This is a genomic window from Streptomyces sp. DH-12 (assembly GCF_002899455.1).
Classification (GTDB): Bacteria; Actinomycetota; Actinomycetes; order Streptomycetales; family Streptomycetaceae; genus Streptomyces.
The window spans coordinates 2,113,562-2,130,189 of the sequence record NZ_PPFB01000001.1; the positions used below are offsets into that span (position 1 = coordinate 2,113,562).

Annotated in this window: 17 protein-coding genes; 3 read left to right on the forward strand and 14 right to left on the reverse strand. The window is 71.8% G+C overall.

What is annotated here, in order from left to right; genetic code table 11:
* Window positions 1-66: 66 nt before the first annotated feature.
* The 5 genes from C1708_RS08325 to C1708_RS08345 all read right to left on the reverse strand — a co-directional run bounded on the left by C1708_RS08325 (window position 67) and on the right by C1708_RS08345 (window position 5,844).
* Window positions 67-1,410 carry a DUF3500 domain-containing protein gene (locus C1708_RS08325; protein ID WP_502696118.1) on the reverse strand — a complete coding sequence of 448 codons (1,344 nt, stop codon included), beginning with the start codon at window positions 1,408-1,410 and terminating at the stop codon, window positions 67-69.
* A gap of 161 nt (window positions 1,411-1,571) precedes the next feature.
* Window positions 1,572-1,964, reverse strand: coding sequence for a type II toxin-antitoxin system death-on-curing family toxin (locus tag C1708_RS08330; RefSeq protein WP_106412055.1), 393 nt, complete (start codon window positions 1,962-1,964; stop codon window positions 1,572-1,574).
* Complete coding sequence (locus tag C1708_RS08335) at window positions 1,961-2,155, reverse strand: ribbon-helix-helix protein, CopG family (RefSeq protein WP_030862426.1); 195 nt, start codon at window positions 2,153-2,155, stop codon at window positions 1,961-1,963. The genes C1708_RS08330 and C1708_RS08335 overlap by 4 nt, the downstream gene beginning before the upstream one ends.
* Window positions 2,156-2,400: 245 nt before the next feature.
* Window positions 2,401-3,729 (reverse strand): class I SAM-dependent RNA methyltransferase, encoded by a 1,329-nt coding sequence (locus tag C1708_RS08340; RefSeq protein ID WP_106412056.1) that lies wholly within the window; start codon window positions 3,727-3,729, stop codon window positions 2,401-2,403.
* Window positions 3,730-3,798: 69 nt separating this feature from the next.
* Entirely contained in the window at window positions 3,799-5,844 is a 2,046-nt protein-coding gene (locus C1708_RS08345) for an APC family permease (RefSeq protein ID WP_106412057.1), read from the reverse strand.
* A gap of 561 nt (window positions 5,845-6,405) precedes the next feature.
* Here C1708_RS08345 and C1708_RS08350 point away from each other — a divergent pair.
* Together C1708_RS08350 and C1708_RS08355 are read left to right on the forward strand one after the other, a co-directional pair.
* On the forward strand, window positions 6,406-7,077 hold the full coding sequence (locus C1708_RS08350) for a potassium channel family protein (RefSeq protein ID WP_106412058.1): 672 nt from the start codon (window positions 6,406-6,408) through the stop codon (window positions 7,075-7,077).
* A complete protein-coding gene (locus C1708_RS08355; RefSeq protein ID WP_037930094.1) occupies window positions 7,077-7,745 on the forward strand; it encodes a potassium channel family protein in 669 nt (222 codons plus the stop codon). The genes C1708_RS08350 and C1708_RS08355 overlap by 1 nt, the downstream gene beginning before the upstream one ends.
* Window positions 7,746-7,810: 65 nt before the next feature.
* On the opposite strand, the gene C1708_RS08360 is transcribed toward C1708_RS08355, so the two are convergent.
* From C1708_RS08360 to C1708_RS08390, 7 genes are all read right to left on the reverse strand, one after another.
* Window positions 7,811-8,581, reverse strand: a complete 771-nt coding sequence (locus tag C1708_RS08360; protein WP_106412059.1) for a DUF3159 domain-containing protein — start codon at window positions 8,579-8,581, stop codon at window positions 7,811-7,813.
* Window positions 8,582-8,584: 3 nt separating this feature from the next.
* Window positions 8,585-8,983, reverse strand: a complete 399-nt coding sequence (locus C1708_RS08365; protein ID WP_106416217.1) for an OB-fold nucleic acid binding domain-containing protein — start codon at window positions 8,981-8,983, stop codon at window positions 8,585-8,587.
* A 67-nt stretch (window positions 8,984-9,050) separates the two neighbouring features.
* The gene (locus C1708_RS08370) at window positions 9,051-9,728 is read right to left on the reverse strand and encodes a response regulator (protein WP_106412060.1); all 678 of its coding nucleotides are present in this window, start codon (window positions 9,726-9,728) and stop codon (window positions 9,051-9,053) included.
* The gene (locus C1708_RS08375) at window positions 9,725-12,292 is read right to left on the reverse strand and encodes an ATP-binding protein (protein ID WP_106412061.1); all 2,568 of its coding nucleotides are present in this window, start codon (window positions 12,290-12,292) and stop codon (window positions 9,725-9,727) included. The genes C1708_RS08370 and C1708_RS08375 overlap by 4 nt, the downstream gene beginning before the upstream one ends.
* 298 nt (window positions 12,293-12,590) lie before the next feature.
* Window positions 12,591-13,343, reverse strand: a complete 753-nt coding sequence (locus tag C1708_RS08380; RefSeq protein WP_106412062.1) for a DUF3710 domain-containing protein — start codon at window positions 13,341-13,343, stop codon at window positions 12,591-12,593.
* Window position 13,344: 1 nt separating this feature from the next.
* Window positions 13,345-13,905 carry a dUTP diphosphatase gene (dut, locus tag C1708_RS08385; protein ID WP_106412063.1) on the reverse strand — a complete coding sequence of 187 codons (561 nt, stop codon included), beginning with the start codon at window positions 13,903-13,905 and terminating at the stop codon, window positions 13,345-13,347.
* Window positions 13,902-14,486, reverse strand: coding sequence for a PaaI family thioesterase (locus C1708_RS08390; protein WP_106412064.1), 585 nt, complete (start codon window positions 14,484-14,486; stop codon window positions 13,902-13,904). The genes dut and C1708_RS08390 overlap by 4 nt, the downstream gene beginning before the upstream one ends.
* Before the next feature lie 91 nt (window positions 14,487-14,577).
* Here C1708_RS08390 and C1708_RS08395 point away from each other — a divergent pair, with 91 nt between their 5' ends.
* Complete coding sequence (locus C1708_RS08395) at window positions 14,578-15,048, forward strand: DUF3093 domain-containing protein (protein WP_106412065.1); 471 nt, start codon at window positions 14,578-14,580, stop codon at window positions 15,046-15,048.
* 27 nt (window positions 15,049-15,075) lie between these two features.
* On the opposite strand, the gene C1708_RS08400 is transcribed toward C1708_RS08395, so the two are convergent.
* Together C1708_RS08400 and C1708_RS08405 are read right to left on the reverse strand one after the other, a co-directional pair.
* Complete coding sequence (locus C1708_RS08400) at window positions 15,076-16,050, reverse strand: hypothetical protein (protein ID WP_241911205.1); 975 nt, start codon at window positions 16,048-16,050, stop codon at window positions 15,076-15,078.
* Window positions 16,051-16,063: 13 nt separating this feature from the next.
* A complete protein-coding gene (locus C1708_RS08405; RefSeq protein ID WP_003993510.1) occupies window positions 16,064-16,360 on the reverse strand; it encodes a DUF4193 domain-containing protein in 297 nt (98 codons plus the stop codon).
* Window positions 16,361-16,628 lie beyond the last annotated feature (268 nt).

Genomic DNA, 16,628 nt, shown 5'->3' on the forward strand with positions numbered 1-16,628 from the left:
TCGGGCCAGGGCGGCAGGGTCCGTGGCGGCGGTGACGGCCGTGATGTCGGGCCCGCTGTGGTCTCGTCAGTGATCGGTCTCCAGGTGGAGCCTGAGCAGGTCTACGCCGTAGTCGTTGCCGTTGGGCGTGCGGATAATGGTGTGGATGTGCTGCTGGGTGGGGGTGCCGCCCATGCCCATGCCCATGCCCATGCCGCCACCGCCCGGGCCGCCGCTCGGCATACCGGTGGGCTGCCCGCTCGGCATGCCGGACGGCCCGCCGCTTGGGGCGCCACCGCCGCCGCCCATCTGGGCGTTCTCGCCGTAGGCCAGCGGGGACTGGGCGTCGTACTCGATGAGCACGACCGGGCTGTGCACCCGGTAGTAGAAGGCGGAGGAGTCCTTGGTCTCGCCGATCCAGTAGAAGTACGTGTCGTCGAGGTGCTCCTCCACCTCCTTCATCTTCACCGCGGCGTGGCCGTCGTCCATGTAGCCGACGTAGACGCCGACCAGGTCGAGCAGTTTCTGGCGTTGGGCGGAGGTGAACTCCTTGGCGGCGAGTCCCTGGTAGGCCAGCTTCAGGTTGTCCTGGCCGGCCCCGGCGACCATGTTCGTGCCGCCCTTCTCGTCGGCGGAGATCACCTTCTCGCGCTGCGCCGAGGTCAGGGACCGCAGCAGGGCCAGGCCGGCCTTGGTCTCCGGCTTGAAGAGGGTGATCTTCTCGCCGTTGTACGTGGCCGAGGTCGGCTCCGAGCCCATGAAGGTCGGGGACATGACGACCTGGTCGCCGAGGACGAAGTAGTTGATGGCCACGTGGTGGCCCTCGTACTGGAAGCCCCAGGGCTTGGACGTGGACGGGGTTCCCATGAAGGTGAAGTAATAGTGCCCCTCGGTCAGCGTCTCCCTGCCGCCGCCGTTGTAGTCACCGAGGAACGCGTTGAGCTTCATGATGTTGCGGGTCTGGGCCAGCCCGTCGGCCGACAGAGCCGCACCGAGCAGCGCGTAACCGAGGTTCCGCTGCTTCTCGGTCAGATCGCCCATGCGGGCACCCTCGCGTTCGTAGCCGTCGACGTTGCTCCAGGCCAGCCACTCGTCGTCGTCCACATCGAACACCGACGCGCGGCGCACCTTGGTGCTCAGCCCGTCCAGGAACGCCTGCGCGGCCTTCACCACGGCATCCGTCGAAACACCGGTGGAGTGGATCGAGAACAGGTCGTCGACGACCTTGCCATCGGTGGTAACGCCCTTGAAGTCGGCGTACTTCACCTCGGTGGCACTAGGACCCATGCCTCCGCCACCACCGGGCCCACCAGACGGCATTTCGCTCTGGGAACTGCCGGACGCGGAGCCACTCGTGTCGGACGCTCCGGCAGAACAACCGGTCATGGTCGCCACGGCGGCAGCGCCTCCCAACAGCAGAGAGCGGTTCATGAACCAGCGGCGCGTGCGCTCGGTGGCGGGGGTACGGGGTCGGTGTGCGTACATGTGTGTGACACCCGCCCAGGACTCTGATCTTTTCCTGAGACCTTCCTGTCAGGCGCCTATGAGATCGCGACGGTGACAGCAGTCGAGGCTCCCCACGACGTCGAACGTCACGAAACGGGGAACCATGTCGAGAGGCGTTTGGCGATGACCGGTACCTCGATGTCGTCCTGCGCGACGTCCTCGACGAACGGACCGGCCACGGAAACGGGCGGCGGCACGGTACTGGCGCTCACGCCGTTGAACCGCAGGAAGACGCGCATGGCGAGCCAGGCGGTGCGTTTGTTGCCGTCGATCAGCGCGTGATTGCGGGCGACGGAGTGCAGCAGCGCCGCCGCCTTCTCGTGCAGCGTGGGATACAGCTCGGCTCCGAACACGTTGGTCCGGGGCCGTTCAATCGCCGATACGAGAAGACCCATGTCACGCACACTGTGCTCGGTACCGTTGACCGCGCGGGCGATGGCCAGGATCTCGTCGACCTGGAGGTAGCGCACGTTCGTCACTTCAGGTAGTCCAAGATCTCCGCGTCACTGTCCATCAGCTCGGCCAGGACGTCATCGACCTTCAGCTCGGCCCGGTCTTGGGCCTCACGGATGGCCTCGATGGCAAGTTCCTGCTTGCTGCGACCCTCCCGACGAGCCCGCTCGGTGAGCTTCGCGTCAAGGTCGTCGGGGAGCCGGAGTGTCATCGCCATACACAGATGATACCTGGTCGGTATCACAGTGGCTCGCAACAGGGACGGAGGTGCAGTAGCGACTTCCGTTTCGAGCGTCGTCCGAGCGTCAAGATTCTCCGAACGCCCCTCTATATGCATCGTCCACGCAGGCGCCTTGATCACGAACCCGCAGGTCAGCGAGCTACAGAGTTCGATCCGTCGGCTCGAACCGCTGCACGGAAGGAAACAGGTCGAGCAACCCACCCGAACAACAAAAGCGCAGGTCAGAGCCCCTTGCTCGCAGACTCCAGAATCGCCACGCACTCCACGTGGTGCGTCATCGGGAACAGGTCGAACACCCGCAGCGTCCGCACCTTGTACCCCCCGTCCCGGAAGTACGCGAGGTCGCGGGCCAGGGCGGCCGGGTCGCAGGCCACGTAGGCGATGCGGCGGGCTCCCAGGGACGACAGGTGCTCGACCGTCCTGCGGCCGGCGCCCGCGCGGGGCGGGTCGAGGACGACGAGGTCGACCTCGGTGATGCCGGTGCGGGGCAGGACCGACTCGACCTTGCCCTGTTCGATCCGCACGCGCGGGAAGTCCGCGAGGTTGTGCCGGGCGTCCTCCACCGCGCGCTTGCCGGACTCGATGCCGAGCACCGCGCCCTGGTCGCCGACCCGGTCGGCCAGCGCGCCCGCGAACAGGCCGACGCCGCAGTACAGGTCGAGCGCCATGTCGCCCTTGCGGGGCAGCAGGCCCTGCATGACCGCGGTGACGAGGGTGTCGGCGGCCTTCGGGTGGACCTGCCAGAAACCGCCGTTGCCGACGCGGTGGGTGCGGCCGTCCGCGCGTTCGCGGACGAACGGGCGGCCGTGCACCCGGTGCACCTGACCGTTGCGCTCGTCGATGCGCAACACCGAGACGGGGCGGTCCAGTTCGACCAGCGGGAGGCGGGCGCCGGGCTTCGGCGTCAGCACGATCTGGCGGTCCTGGGAGCCGGTCGCGGCGATCGCCTCGACCGAGTCCATGCCGGTCCAGTCCCGCTTCTCGATGCCCAGCTCGCTGACGCCCTCCGCGGCGATCAGGCAGCGGTCGATCGGCTCGACCTCGTGCGAGCGGTGCCGGCGCAGTCCCGCGCGGCCGTCCGCGGTCACCGCGTACTGCACGCGCGTGCGCCACGACGGGACCTGGCCCGCGGGGACCTTGTCGCCCTCGGCGGGCATCACCGTGCCGTCCCAGCCGGCCTCCTCGGGCGTCAGCCCGGCCAGCCGCTGGAGCTGCTCGGCGACGACCTCGCCCTTGAGCCGCCGCTGGGCGCCCGGCTTGGCGTGCTGCCAGTCGCAGCCGCCGCAGCGGCCGGGGCCGGCGAACGGGCAGGGGGCGTCGATGCGGTCCTTCGAGGCCTCCAGTACGGTCACCGCGTCCGCGCGCAGGAACCGCGCGCCCTCCTCGCCCTCGGTGACACGGGCGACGACGCGCTCGCCGGGCAGGGCGTGCCGGACGAAGAGGACCTGCCCCCCGGAGGTGCGGGCGATGCAGTGGCCGCCGTGGGCGACGGGGCCGATCTCGACCTCGTACTCCTCCCCCACCAGTGATTTCCTCGGTTCTGCCTGCATGGCGGGGTGACTCCACAACATCGGGTACGGGCGGGCGGGCCGTGCGGCCCGGGACAACAGCCCACCAGTCTACGTGCGCGGCGAGGTGTCCTTCACCCGCTCCGCGGGTCCCCTGCGCGCCGAGCCGGGCGCGGCCCAGTCCTGCCGCCTGCGGGCCCGCTGCTTGGCGGCCTCGGAGGACCGGAGCTGGTACGGCACCGAGGTGACCATGACGCCCGGCGTGAACAGCAGCCGGGCCTTCAGCCGCAGCGCGCTCTGGTTGTGCAGCAGCTGCTCGTACCAGTGGCCGACCACGTACTCCGGGATGATCACGGACACCACGTCCCGCGGCGACTGCGCGCGCAGGCTCTTGACGTACTCGATCACCGGACGGGTGACCTCCCGGTACGGGGAGTCGAGCACCTTCAGGGGGACGTCGATGCCGCGCCGCTCCCACTCCTCGCGCAGCGCCCTGGTCTCCTCGGCGTCCACGTTGACGCTGAGCGCCTCCAGGGTGTCGGAGCGCAGCAGCTTGGCGTAGGCCAGGGCGCGCAGGGTGGGGCGGTGCACCTTGGAGATCAGGACGACGGAGTGGACGCGGGACGGCCGTACGGTGTCCTCGCTCGGGGTGTCCGGCGCGGCGATCTCCTCGGCGACCCGGTCGTAGTGGCGGCGGATCGCCGTCATGGTCGCGTAGAAGATGCCCATGCCGAGCAGGGCGACCCAGGCGCCGTGGGTGAACTTGGTGAGCAGCACGACGACCAGCACCAGGCCGGTGAAGAAGGCGCCGAAGGCGTTGATCGCCCGGGAGCGGACCATGCGGCGGCGTGCGGCCGGGTCCCGCTCGGTGGCCAGCAGCCGGTTCCAGTGCCGGACCATGCCGGTCTGGCTGAGGGTGAAGGACATGAACACGCCGACGATGTACAGCTGGATCAGCCGGGTCGAGTCGGCGCCGTAGATCCACACCAGCAGCACGGCGGCGCCCGCGAGCAGCACGATGCCGTTGGAGAAGGCGAGGCGGTCGCCCCGGGTGTGCAGCTGGCGGGGCAGGTAGCGGTCCTGGGCGAGGATCGAGCCGAGCAGCGGGAAGCCGTTGTAGGCGGTGTTCGCGGCGAGGAACAGCACCAGCGCGGTGGCGGCGGCGAGCAGGACGAACAGCGCGCTGCCGTGTCCGAACACGGCCTCGGCGACCTGGGAGATCACCGGGTCCTGGACGTAGTCGGGGCCGAGCGGGACGCCGTTGTGCAGGAGGTCCTTGGCCGGGTTCTCGGCCATCCGTACGTCGGTGGCGGCGGCCAGCGCGATGATGCCGCAGAACATGGTGACGGCGAGCAGGCCCATCAGGGCGAGGGTGGTCGCCGCGTTGCGCGACTTGGGCTTGCGGAAGCCCGGTACGCCGTTGGAGATCGCCTCGACGCCGGTGAGCGCGGCGCAGCCGGAGGAGAAGGCGCGCAGCAGGAGGAAGACGAGGGCGAAGCCGGCCAGGCCGGGGTGCTCGGGTTTGATCTCGAAGTCGGCGGTCGGCGCGCGCATGTCGTCGCCGAGCACCACCCCGCGGAAGGCGCCCCACGCGATCATGAGGAAGACGCCGGTGACGAAGACGTAGGTGGGGATCGCGAAGAGGGTGCCCGATTCCCGGACCCCGCGCAGGTTCATCAGCGTCAGCAGCACGATCACGCCGACCGCGCAGGCCACCTTGTGCTCGACGACGAAGGGGACGGCCGAGCCGAGGTTCTCGATGCCGGAGGAGATCGACACGGCGACGGTGAGGACGTAGTCGACGAGCAGGGCGCTCCCGACGGTGAGGCCCGCCCGCGGGCCGAGGTTGGTGGTGGCCACCTCGTAGTCGCCGCCGCCGCTGGGGTAGGCGTGCACGTTCTGCCGGTAGGAGGCGACCACGGTGAACATGAGCACGACGACCGCGACCGCGATCCAGGGGCTGAAGTGGTACGCCGACAGACCCGCGATGGAGAGGACCAGCAGCACCTCGCCGGGCGCGTACGCCACGGAGGAGAGCGGGTCGGAGGCGAAGACGGGGAGTGCGACACGCTTCGGCAGGAGCGTCTCCCCCAGCCGGTCGCTGCGCAGTGCGCGCCCGATGAGGATGCGTTTGGGCACGTCGGTCAGTTTGGACACAAGTGTGGATCGTAGGCCGTCGTACGACGTGCGACGCACCCGCCACCCCACTTCCATACGGCATCCATACGGCCGCTGCCCTCCGGGTGAAAACGCGAGGCGTCGGGGCGGCGGTGGGGCGGGCGGGGGGAGTCCCATGCCTGTATGACCACATGCCCGGCCGTTGTCGCCACGTCTCGTGGAGGGTCCCATGCACACGACCGCAGAACTGATCGGCGCGGCGGCCGGCCTCGTCGTCCTCGGCGTCCTGGCGGTCGCCAGCGTGCGCAGCATCACGCGCCGGTAGGGGCCGGCCGCCTTGGGCTCGCCCGTCGCTCGGGCTTCCGCCGCCGACCGCACGCCGCCGTGCACCCCGTGCCTCGGGGGCCGGCCGGCCCCCGCGTACCGTCGGTCACCGCGGGCAGGACGCCCCCGAGGGGCGTCGGGGTCCCCGGCCCCCGGCATGATGGTGGCCGGCGGCCCGCACACAGGCCGCGACGTGTTGCCTGGCGAGCCGAAAGAGAGACATGAGCACGAAGGTCATGAAGGTCGCACGGCCTGCAGGAAGCGCGGTGTAACGCGATGCATATTGTCATCATGGGCTGCGGAAGGGTCGGTTCCGCCCTGGCCCAGACCCTGGAGGAACAGGGGCACACGATCGCCGTGATCGACCAGGACCCCACCGCGTTCCGCCGGCTGGGCTCCTCGTTCGGGGGCCGCCGGGTCACCGGCGTCGGCTTCGACCAGGACACCCTGCGCGAGGCCGGCATCGAGGACGCCGGCGCCTTCGCCGCCGTGTCCAGCGGCGACAACTCCAACATCATCGCCGCCCGGGTGGCCCGCGAGATGTTCGGCATCGAGAACGTCGCCGCCCGTATCTACGACCCCCGCCGCGCGGAGGTCTACCAGCGCCTGGGCATCCCCACCGTCGCCACCGTCCGCTGGACGGCCGACCAGATGCTGCGCCGGCTGCTCCCCTCGGGCGCCGAGCCGCTCTGGCGCGATCCCACGGGCGGGGTCCAGCTCGCCGAGGTGCACACCTCCACGGCGTGGGTGGGGCACCGCGTCTCCCGGCTCCAGGACGAGACGGGTGTGCGGGTCGCGTTCCTCACCCGGCTCGGGGAGGCCATCCTGCCCAGCTCGCAGACGGTGTTGCAGGAGGGTGACCTGGTGCACGTGATGATGCGCACGGACGAGATCGACCGGGTCGAGGCGGCCTTCGCCAAGGGACCCGACGAGGAGGGCGGTCGCTGATGAGGGTCGCCATTGCCGGAGCCGGCGCGGTCGGCCGCTCGATCGCGGGCGAGCTGCTGGAGAACGGCCACGAGGTCCTGCTGATCGACAAGGCGCCGACCGCCATCTCGGTGGAGCGCGTCCCGCAGGCGGAGTGGCTGCTCGCCGACGCCTGCGAGATCACCTCCCTGGACGAGGCGGCGCTCCAGCGCTGCAACGTCGTCATCGCCGCGACCGGCGACGACAAGGTCAACCTGGTCGTCTCGCTGCTCGCCAAGACCGAGTACGGCGTGCCCCGCGTCGTCGCCCGCGTGAACAACCCCAAGAACGAGTGGCTGTTCAACGAGTCCTGGGGCGTGGACGTCGCCGTCTCCACCCCGCGTCTGATGTCGGCGCTGGTGGAGGAGGCGGTCAGCGTCGGCGACCTGGTCCGGCTGCTGCGCTTCAGCCACGGCGACGCCAACCTGGTGGAGCTGACCCTGCCGGAGGAGTCCGCGCTGGCCGGCACCCAGGTCGGGGACGTGGAGTGGCCGCAGGACACCTCGCTGGTCACCATCATCCGCGGCACGCGGGTGCTGACCCCGACCCGCGAGGACTCCCTGGAGGCCGGCGACGAGCTGCTCTTCGTGGCCGCGCAGGCCCGCGAGGAGCAGCTGGAGGACCTGCTCTCGGTCCGCAAGGAGTCGTAGCGGTACGCGCGCACGTGTGAGGGGCGCCCGGAGTTCTCCGGGCGCCCCTCACACGTGCAGGAAGCTCAGGACCGGCGGCGGTGCCGGCCGGCCGGCGCCCCTTCGCTCTCCCCCGCGGCGGCCCGCCGCTCCTCCTCCGCGCGCTCCTCCGCCTCCATCTCGGCGAAGACGTCGATCGGCGGCGGGGCCTTCGCCAGGAACACCCAGGTCAGGTAGACGGCGAGCAGGAACGGCGGGATCTTCAGCGCCACCAGCACCCAGCCGAGCTGGGTGGTGTCCGCCCACCAGTACAGCGGGAAGAGGATCGCGCACTTGGCGAGCAGGATCAGGCCCCAGGCCCAGCTGGCCTTGGTGTACGCCTTCTTGCGGCCGGGGTTGCGGGTGCGCCAGGAGAGGTTCTCCTTGAACACCGGGCCCAGCATCAGTCCGATCAGCGGCACGCCCGCCATGGCCGTGACGATGTACGCCAGGGCCAGGCCCAGCGTGTACAGCATGCCCGGCAGGTAGAAGTCCTTGGCGTTGCCGGTCATCATCGCGAAGACCACGCCGAAGCCCACGCCGAAGACGCCGCTGAACGCGTGCTTCACGGTGTCCCTGCGGGCCAGCCGGACCACGACCATGACCAGTGCCACGCCGAGCGCCGCGAGCGCCGACATGTGCAGGTCCTTGTTGACCGTGTAGATGCTGACGAAGAGCAGCCCCGGCAGCACCGTCTCGACCATGCCCCGGACACCGCCGAACGCCTCGAACAGGGCGGCTTCCGTCACCGCCCGGGCGTCGTCCGCGGACGCGTCCGCGGAGGTCTCTTCGGTTGTCGGCTTGTCGAGCGACGTCACCGGCTACTCCCGTCCGAGGGGTCTCAGTTCGTATTTCGGATTGAACAGCACCCGGCGGCCGTGGCTCATGGCGATCCGGCCCGATGCGATCAGCTTGCGCCCCGGCTCTATCCCCACGATGGAGCGCCTGCCGAGCCACACCACGTCCAGCGCGGCGGAGCCGTCGAACAGTTCGGCCTCCAGGGCCGGAACTCCCGCGCGCGGCCGCAGCGTGACCGTGCGCAAGGTACCAGTAACCGTGACGATCTCGCGGTCCTGGCAGTCGCCTATCCGCGTGCACCCGGCCGTCGCGGCGTCCTCGCGCAGCTCCTCCGACTCCAGGTCCTCCTGCGAGGACGAGAGCCGGTCGAGCATGCGGCGGAAGCGGCCTGCCGGCTTCTCGGACCGAGGAACAGCACTCATGTCTGAAGCGTACCGGGGTGCGCCGACGGTCACGTACCCCCTGCTCCCCGGCCCGGACGGCCCGCCCTCACTTCTCGAAGCGGTATCCCATGCCCGGTTCGGTGATGAGGTGTCTCGGCCGCGACGGGTCCGCCTCCAGCTTCCGGCGCAGCTGCGCCATGTACACGCGCAGGTAGTTGGTCTCCGTCCCGTACGACGGCCCCCACACCTCCCGCAGCAGCTGCTTCTGGCCCACCAGCCTGCCCCCGGCCCGCACCAGCGCCTCCAGCAGATGCCATTCGGTGGGCGTGAGCCGTACGTCCCCGCCGTCGCGGTGGACCTTCTTCGCGGCCAGGTCGACGGTGAACGTCTCCGTCTCCACGACGACCTCTCCCCCGTCGGCCGGTTCCGCGCGGCGTACGGCGGCGCGCAGCCGGGCGAGCAGTTCGTCCATGCCGAAGGGCTTGGTGACGTAGTCGTCGGCCCCGGCGTCCAGCGCCTGGACCTTCTCGGCCGAGGCGTGCCGCGCGGACAGCACCAGGATCGGCACCCGGCTCCACTCACGCAGCCGCCGGATGACGTCGACGCCGTCCGTGTCGGGCAGGCCGAGGTCGAGGACGACGACGTCCGGGTGGCGCGCGGCGGCCGCGCGCAGGGCGCCGGCCCCGTCCTCGGCGGAGTCGACCTCGTACGCCCGGGCCCTGAGGTTGATCACCAGGGCCCGCACGATGGCCGGGTCGTCGTCGACCACCAGCACCCGGGTCATGAGGCTCGCCTTTCGTTCTCCGCGGCCACGGGGCCGCGTGCGCGGTCGCCCGGCCGGTCCGCCGGCCGGGTTTCCGCCGCGTGCAGGGTGAGGGTCATGGTGAGGCCGCCGCCGGGGGTGTCATCGGCGTCGAGGGTGCCGCCCATGGCCTCGGTGAAGCCGCGGGCGACCGCCAGGCCGAGCCCCACGCCGGTGCCGCGCGGGGCGTCGCCGTGCCGCTGGAACGGCTCGAAGATGCGGCCCTTGGCCTCGTCGGGGACGCCGGGGCCGCGGTCGACGACCCGCACCTCGACCCGGTCGGCGAGGGCGCTGGCGGCGACCAGCACCTTCTCCCCCGGCGGACTGTACTTCACCGCGTTCTCGATCACGTTGGCCATCGCCCGCTCCAGCAGTCCGGGGTCGGCGTCGACCATGGGCAGGGTCTCGGGGACGTCCAGGGCGACGCTGTCCTCGGGCACGCCGCCGAGGGCGCGCGGCACCACCTCGTCCAGGTCGGTGCCGCGCATCAGCGGCGTGACCGTGCCGGTGTGCAGGCGGGACATGTCGAGCAGGTTGCCCACGAGGTGGTCCAGGCGGTCCGCGCCGTCCTCGATGCCCTCGAGCAGCTCGGCGCGGTCCTCGTCGGACCATTCGACGTCCTCGGAGCGCAGCGAGGAGACGGCCGCCTTGATCCCGGCCAGCGGGGTGCGCAGGTCGTGGCTGACGGCGGCGAGCAGCGCGGTGCGGATGCGGTTGCCCTCGGCGAGGGCGAGGGCGCGGTCGGCCTGTTCGCGCAGCCGGCGGCGGTCCAGGACGACGGCGGCCTGCGCGGCGAAGGCGGCCAGCACCCTGCGGTCCTCGGCGGGCGGCACCCGGCCGGTCAACGCCAGCGCCATGTGGTCCCCGACGGGCACCTCGACGTCGGCGTCCTCGGGCCGCCCGACCGGGCGGCCCCGGCCCGCCCGGCCCGCGCAGGTCCACGGCTCGACGTCCCCGGCGCGTTCCAGCAGCGCGGCGGACTCCATGCCGAAGGTCTCCCGGACCCGCTCCAGCAGGTCCTCCAGGCCGGTCTCGCCGCGCAGCACGTTGCCCGCGAGGAAGGAGAGGATCTCCGACTCGGCCCGCAGCCGGGCCGCCTGCTGGGTGCGCCGGGCCGCGAGGTCGACCACGGACGCCACCGACGTGCCGATCGCGACGAAGACGACGATGGCGACGATGTTCCGCGGGTCGGAGACGCTCCAGGTGTACAGGGGCGGGGTGTAGAGGTAGTTGAGCAGCAGGGAGCCCACGGCCGCCGAGGCGAGGGCCGGCCACAGCCCGCCGAGGAGCGCCGCGGCCACCGTCACCGCCAGGAACATCAGCATGTCGATGGCGAGCCCCGGGTCGACGGCGCTGAGCAGCACCGCCAGGGCGGCGGGCCCGGCCGTGCCGGCCGCCCACCCCCAGGCGAGCCGCAGCCGGCCCAGCGGCGCGCCCCGGGCGACGGGCAGCCCGCGGCCCCTGGCGGCCTCCTCGTGGGTGACGATGTGCACGTCCAGGTCGGGCCCGCAGTCGCGGGCGACGGTCGCGCCGACGCCGGGACCGAACACGTACTGCCAGGTGCGGCGGCGGGAGGAGCCCAGCACGATCTGGGTGGCGTTGGCGCCGCGCGCGAAGTCGAGCAGGGCGGCGGGTATGTCGTCGCCGACGACGTGGTGGAAGCTGCCGCCGAGGTCCTCCACGAGGGCGCGCTGGGCGGCCAGTTCGCCGGGCGAGGCGGAGGTGAGGCCGTCGCTGCGGGATATGTACACGGCGAGCAGCTGCCCGCCCGCGCCCTTCTCCGCGAGCCGTGCGGCCCGGCGGATCAGGGTGCGGCCCTCGGGCCCGCCGGTCAGCCCGACCACGATCCGCTCGCGCGAGCCCCAGATCGCCGAGACGGCGTGCTCGCTGCGGTAGCGCTGGAGGTGGGCGTCGACCCGGTCGGCGACCCACAGCAGGGCGAGTTCGCGCAGGGCGGCGAGGTTGCCGGGGCGGAAGTAGCTGGAGAGGGCCGCGTCGACCTGGTCGGGCTGGTGGATGTTGCCGTGCGCCATGCGGCGGCGCAGCGCCTCGGGCGTCATGTCGACCAGTTCGACCTGGTCGGCGCGGCGTACGACCTCGTCCGGCACGGTCGCCCGCTCCCGTACGCCGGTGATGGACTCCACGGTGTCGCCCAGCGACTCCAGGTGCTGGATGCCGACCGTGGACAGCACGTCGATGCCGGCGGCCAGCAGCTCCTCCACGTCCTGCCAGCGTTTGGCGTTGCGCGAGCCGGGCGCGTTGGTGTGGGCGAGCTCGTCGACCAGGGCGACCCGGGGGCGGCGGGCGAGGACGGCGTCGAGGTCCATCTCGGCCACGGTCACGCCGTCGTGCTCCAGCCGTCTGAGCGGGATGCGCTCCAGCCCGGTCAGCAGGGCCTCGGTGCGGGGTCTGCCGTGCGTCTCCACGAAGGCGACGACGCAGTCGGTGCCCCGTTCGACGCGGCGGTGCGCCTCGGCGAGCATCGCGTAGGTCTTCCCCACGCCCGGCGCCGCGCCGAGGTGAATGCGTAGCTTGCCGCGTCCCATGGCCCCATTGTCTTCCGGTCGTTCTCCCGGCGGAGTCGACCTTAGGCCGCCGTGCGCGGCGGCCGGGCGGCCGGAGGGGGTGCGGGGCGCGTCCTTGACGCAACCCTGACGCACGGCCGGGACGGCCGCCCGGCCGGCGCTCCCCCGTGGGCCGGGCCCCGGTGTCGCTCCGCGCCGCCCGGCTCCTCGTGCCCGTCCGGCGTTCGGGGAGCGGGGTTCGGGGCGGCGCCCCGTGAAGCGCGTCGGCCCGCGGGAACCGGTCGCGGACGACCGGCCCCGCGGGCCGGGAAGACGACGCTCAGCGCACTTCGGTGATCTCGGGACCCCGCTGCAGCCGGCTCATGCCGCCCGCGAACCGGGACCCCTCCTCCTGTTGCACGTTCTCCGGCACCATCTGCGCGTCGTTCGGCAGCTTCAGGACGATCGGGTCGCGCGGGGCCATCGGGCCGTCCCCGCGCACCACCACCGTGTCCCGGAAGATCTGCTCCAGCAGCCCCGCCGCCTCCGGCTGCACCGCGCCCTGCCCGGAGATCACTCCGCGCAGGAACCAGCGGGGGCCGTCCACGCCGACGAACCGCACGACCTGGAAGCCGCCGGTGCCGTCCGGCAGCTGCACCGGCACCTGGGCGCGCAGCTCCCAGCCGAGCGGGCCCTCGACCTCGTCGATGATGCCGCCCTGCTGGGTGATGCCGGCCGCGATCTCCTCGCGGACCTCGCCCCAGATGCCCTCGCGCTTGGGCGCGGCGAAGGCCTGCAACTGGATCGCGCTGTCCCGCAGCACGACGGTGGCCGCGACGATCGCGTCGCCCGCGACCTCCACGCGCAGTTCCATGCCGTCCACACCGGGCACGAACAGACCGCCCAGGTCGACCCGGCCCTCGCCGGGCTCGCGGACCTCGGAGCTGTCCCAGGGCCCGTCGGGCCGGGGCGCGGGCTCGAGCCTCACGCGCCCGGTCTCCTCGTCCGCCTCCGCGTCGACACCGTCGACGACCTGCTCGGCCTCGCCGGCCGCACCGTCGGCGGCATCCCTCTTCTTGCGACGTCCGAACACGTCACTGTCCTTCCCGGTCGGATACGACCGAAGCGTATCGATTCCCACCCGCTGTACCGCCCTCGGCGGCCTGAACGCTTGTGCCGCTCTCGCCTTCCACCGCGGCATGGCCGCCGGTGGATCCGAAGCCCCCCTCGGCCCGGGCCGATCCGGGCAGCTCCGCGACCGACACGAAACGCACCCTCTCGACCTGCTGGACGACCAGTTGGGCAATCCGGTCGAAGCGCTCGAACCGCACGGACTCGCGCGGGTCGAGATTCACCACGATCACCTTGATCTCCCCACGGTACCCGGCATCAATCGTCCCCGGGGCATTCACCAGGGCGACGCCGCAGCGGGCGGCAAGACCGGATCGCGGGTGCACGAAGGCCGCGTACCCCTCCGGGAGGGCGACAGACACCCCGGTGGGCAGGACGGCCCGTTCGCCCGGGGCCAGTTCACAGGCCTCGGTGGTGCGCAGATCGGCCCCCGCGTCGCCGGGGTGCTCGTACGCCGGAAGCGGTACGTCGGGGTCGACGCGCCGGATCAGCACCTCGAGTGCGCCGCGGCCGGGCCCGCTCACGGGTTCACCTCGAAGGCACGGGTCCGGCGGACCTGGTCGGGGTCCTCCATCGCGGCCCGGATCTCCTCCTGGCGGCCGTGGTCGATGAAGTGGTCCACCTTGACCTCGATGAACAGGGCGTCCGCGCGGACGGCGACCGGGCCGTCGGGGCCGCCGATGCGTCCGGTGGCGGTGCAGTAGATCTTCCGCCCCGCCACGGCGGTCACCTCCGCCTGGAGGTGCAGCACGGTGCCGACGGGCACGGGCCGGACGAAGTCGGTCTCCAGCCGGCCGGTGACCGCGATGGTGCGGAGCAGCCAGGTCAGCGAGCCGAGCGTCTCGTCGAGGGCGGTGGCCAGCACCCCGCCGTGGGCGAGTCCGGGGGCGCCCTGGTGTGCGGGCCGCACGGTGAACTCGGCGGTGATCGACACGCCTTCGCCGGCGCGCGCCTGGAGGTGCAGCCCGTGGGGCTGTTCGTCGCCACAGCCGAAGCACTGTCCGTAGTGCGCGCCCAGGAGCTCGCCGGGTGCGGGGGCGTCGGGGTGACGCACGGGCGGCAGGGCGCCGGCGGGGGGCTGAAGAGCTGCGGAATGACCACTCACAGCCGCAGACCTTACCCGCCCGCCGGGGGGTGGCCGAGCACGCGTCCGCCCTGGCGCGGGGCCCCTGCGGGAAGCGTGCCAAGCTTGGTTCATGCAGCTCTCCGCCGCCCCGTACGAAGAACGCCTCACCGCTCCGCGCTCCTGGTGGCTCCTGTCCTCCCTGGCCGGGGTCTCCTTCGCGCTGATCATGCTGCCGTTCGGCACCCTGCCGATGCTGGCCGGGCTGGCCGGCGGCACCGCCGCGGCGGCGGTCGTGGTGAGCGCGTACGGCTCGGTGCGGATCCGGGTCGTGAACGGCCATCTGATCGCGGGCGAGGCGAAGATCCCGGTGTCGGCGCTCGGCGAGGCGGAGGTGCTGGACGCGGAGGAGGCGCGCGCCTGGCGGAGCCACAAGGCGGACCCGCGCGCGTTCATGCTGCTGCGCGCGTACGTCCCGGGTGCGCTGCGCGTGGACGTCACGGACCCGGAGGACCCCACTCCCTACGTCTTCCTGTCCACCCGTGAGCCCGAGCGGCTGGCGCAGGCGCTCCGGGCGGCGAAGGACGCGGCGGACGCTTCTTAGCGGACGCTTCTCAGGGGCTCGCCTCCCCTACCGGGGCCCGTCGTCCTTCCGGTAGCGGTCGTCCTTCCGGTGGCGGTCGCCGCCCTGTTCCAGGACGTGCTCGGGCAGAGCGTCGTGGGGGCGCTCCAGCGCGGGGAGGGCGGGCAGCTCGTCCCAGGGCACCTGGATCTTGCGCAGGTCGTCGCGGACGCGGGCGGCGAGCTTCCTGGTGTCGCGCCGGTTCATCACGGCGCCCACGGCCGCGCCCACGAGGAACGGCATCAGGTTCGGCAGATTGCGCACCGTGCGCTTCATGATCCGCTGGCGCAGTTCGCGCTTCATGCGGCTGTTCAGCGCGGCGCTCACGGTGGACGGCCTGGTCGCCTCGACGCCGCGTTCCTGGGACCAGGAGTCGAGGTAGACGGTGCTGCGACGGCCGAGACCGCCGGCCGGCCGTACGCCGTAGACCTCGTGCAGTTCGGCGATGAGCTTCAGCTCGATCGCGGCGACGCCGGTGATCTCCGCGGCGAGCTCCGCCGGCATCGCGGGCGGTACGGGCATCATGGCCGCCGCTCCGACGCCGGCCCCGACCGTCGCGGTGGCCTTCGCGGCGCCCGCCACGAGCTTGTCGGCGAGCTCCTCGGGTCCGAGCCCGGGGAACTGCTCCCGCAGGGTCGCGAGGTCCCGTACGGGCACACGCGGGGCGATGTCGATGATCCGGTCGGCGAGGTGCGCCAGCCCCGCGCGGGCGCGGACGCCGCCCCTGCGGACGCCTTCCCGGGCCTTCTCCCGGACGACGGCGGTACGCCTGCGCGCCATGGGCGCGGTGACCTCCACGGACGCCGGGAGGTCACCCCGGCCGGACTGCGCTTCGAGCGAGGCCGCCCCGGAACCGGTCCAGCCTCGCTCGGAGTCACGCGTGTCGTGCTGCGGGCCCCCGGAGGGCCCTTGGTCCGCCTTCTTCGAGTTCTTCGAGTTCTTCGAGAAGAAGCGGCGCTTCCGCGGTGGGGTCGAGCCAGTCACGGCCGACCCCGCCTCAGTCGCAGTCGCGGCAGATCGGCTGGCCGTTCTTCTCGCGGGCCAGCTGGCTGCGGTGGTGCACCAGGAAGCAGCTCATGCAGGTGAACTCGTCCTGCTGCTTGGGCAGGACCCGGACGGCCAGCTCCTCGTTCGAGAGGTCCGCACCGGGCAGTTCGAGGCCCTCGGCGGCCTCGAACTCGTCGACATCCACGGCCGAGGCCGACTTGTCGTTCCGCCGGGCCTTCAGCTCTTCGAGGCTGTCCGAGTCGACGTCGTCGTCGGTCTTGCGTGGAGTGTCGTAGTCGGTAGCCATGTCGCTCTCCCCCTCTGGGTGTATGCGGTGTCTCCAGCGCACGTAACGCGTGAGAGGCCGGACTTGTGCCCGACCTGAGGCGGAGATTTTGCCTCACATCAAGGTCTGTTACTCAATCGACACCCAACCGGACTCCTCACGAGTGATCGGCTTGGATGGCGATGGGGACCGTACACGGTCCCGATGCCGCACTTCAAAGGCGCCTCACCGTGTACTTCCCGTGAACGGGAGCCCTGAAAACCAGGACTTTTCCGACCTTCGGGCGGAG

Coding starts and splice junctions, on each gene's coding strand:
- C1708_RS08375 (WP_106412061.1), bottom strand. CDS start 12,292: ATGGGACGCGGCAAGCTACGCATTCACCTCGGCGCGGCGCCGGGCGTG.
- C1708_RS08325 (WP_502696118.1), bottom strand. CDS start 1,410: ATGAACCGCTCTCTGCTGTTGGGAGGCGCTGCCGCCGTGGCGACCATG.
- C1708_RS08365 (WP_106416217.1), bottom strand. CDS start 8,983: ATGAGTGCTGTTCCTCGGTCCGAGAAGCCGGCAGGCCGCTTCCGCCGC.
- C1708_RS08340 (WP_106412056.1), bottom strand. CDS start 3,729: ATGCAGGCAGAACCGAGGAAATCACTGGTGGGGGAGGAGTACGAGGTC.
- C1708_RS08350 (WP_106412058.1), top strand. CDS start 6,406: ATGCATATTGTCATCATGGGCTGCGGAAGGGTCGGTTCCGCCCTGGCC.
- C1708_RS08355 (WP_037930094.1), top strand. CDS start 7,077: ATGAGGGTCGCCATTGCCGGAGCCGGCGCGGTCGGCCGCTCGATCGCG.
- C1708_RS08335 (WP_030862426.1), bottom strand. CDS start 2,155: ATGGCGATGACACTCCGGCTCCCCGACGACCTTGACGCGAAGCTCACC.
- C1708_RS08370 (WP_106412060.1), bottom strand. CDS start 9,728: ATGACCCGGGTGCTGGTGGTCGACGACGACCCGGCCATCGTGCGGGCC.
- C1708_RS08405 (WP_003993510.1), bottom strand. CDS start 16,360: ATGGCTACCGACTACGACACTCCACGCAAGACCGACGACGACGTCGAC.
- C1708_RS08395 (WP_106412065.1), top strand. CDS start 14,578: ATGCAGCTCTCCGCCGCCCCGTACGAAGAACGCCTCACCGCTCCGCGC.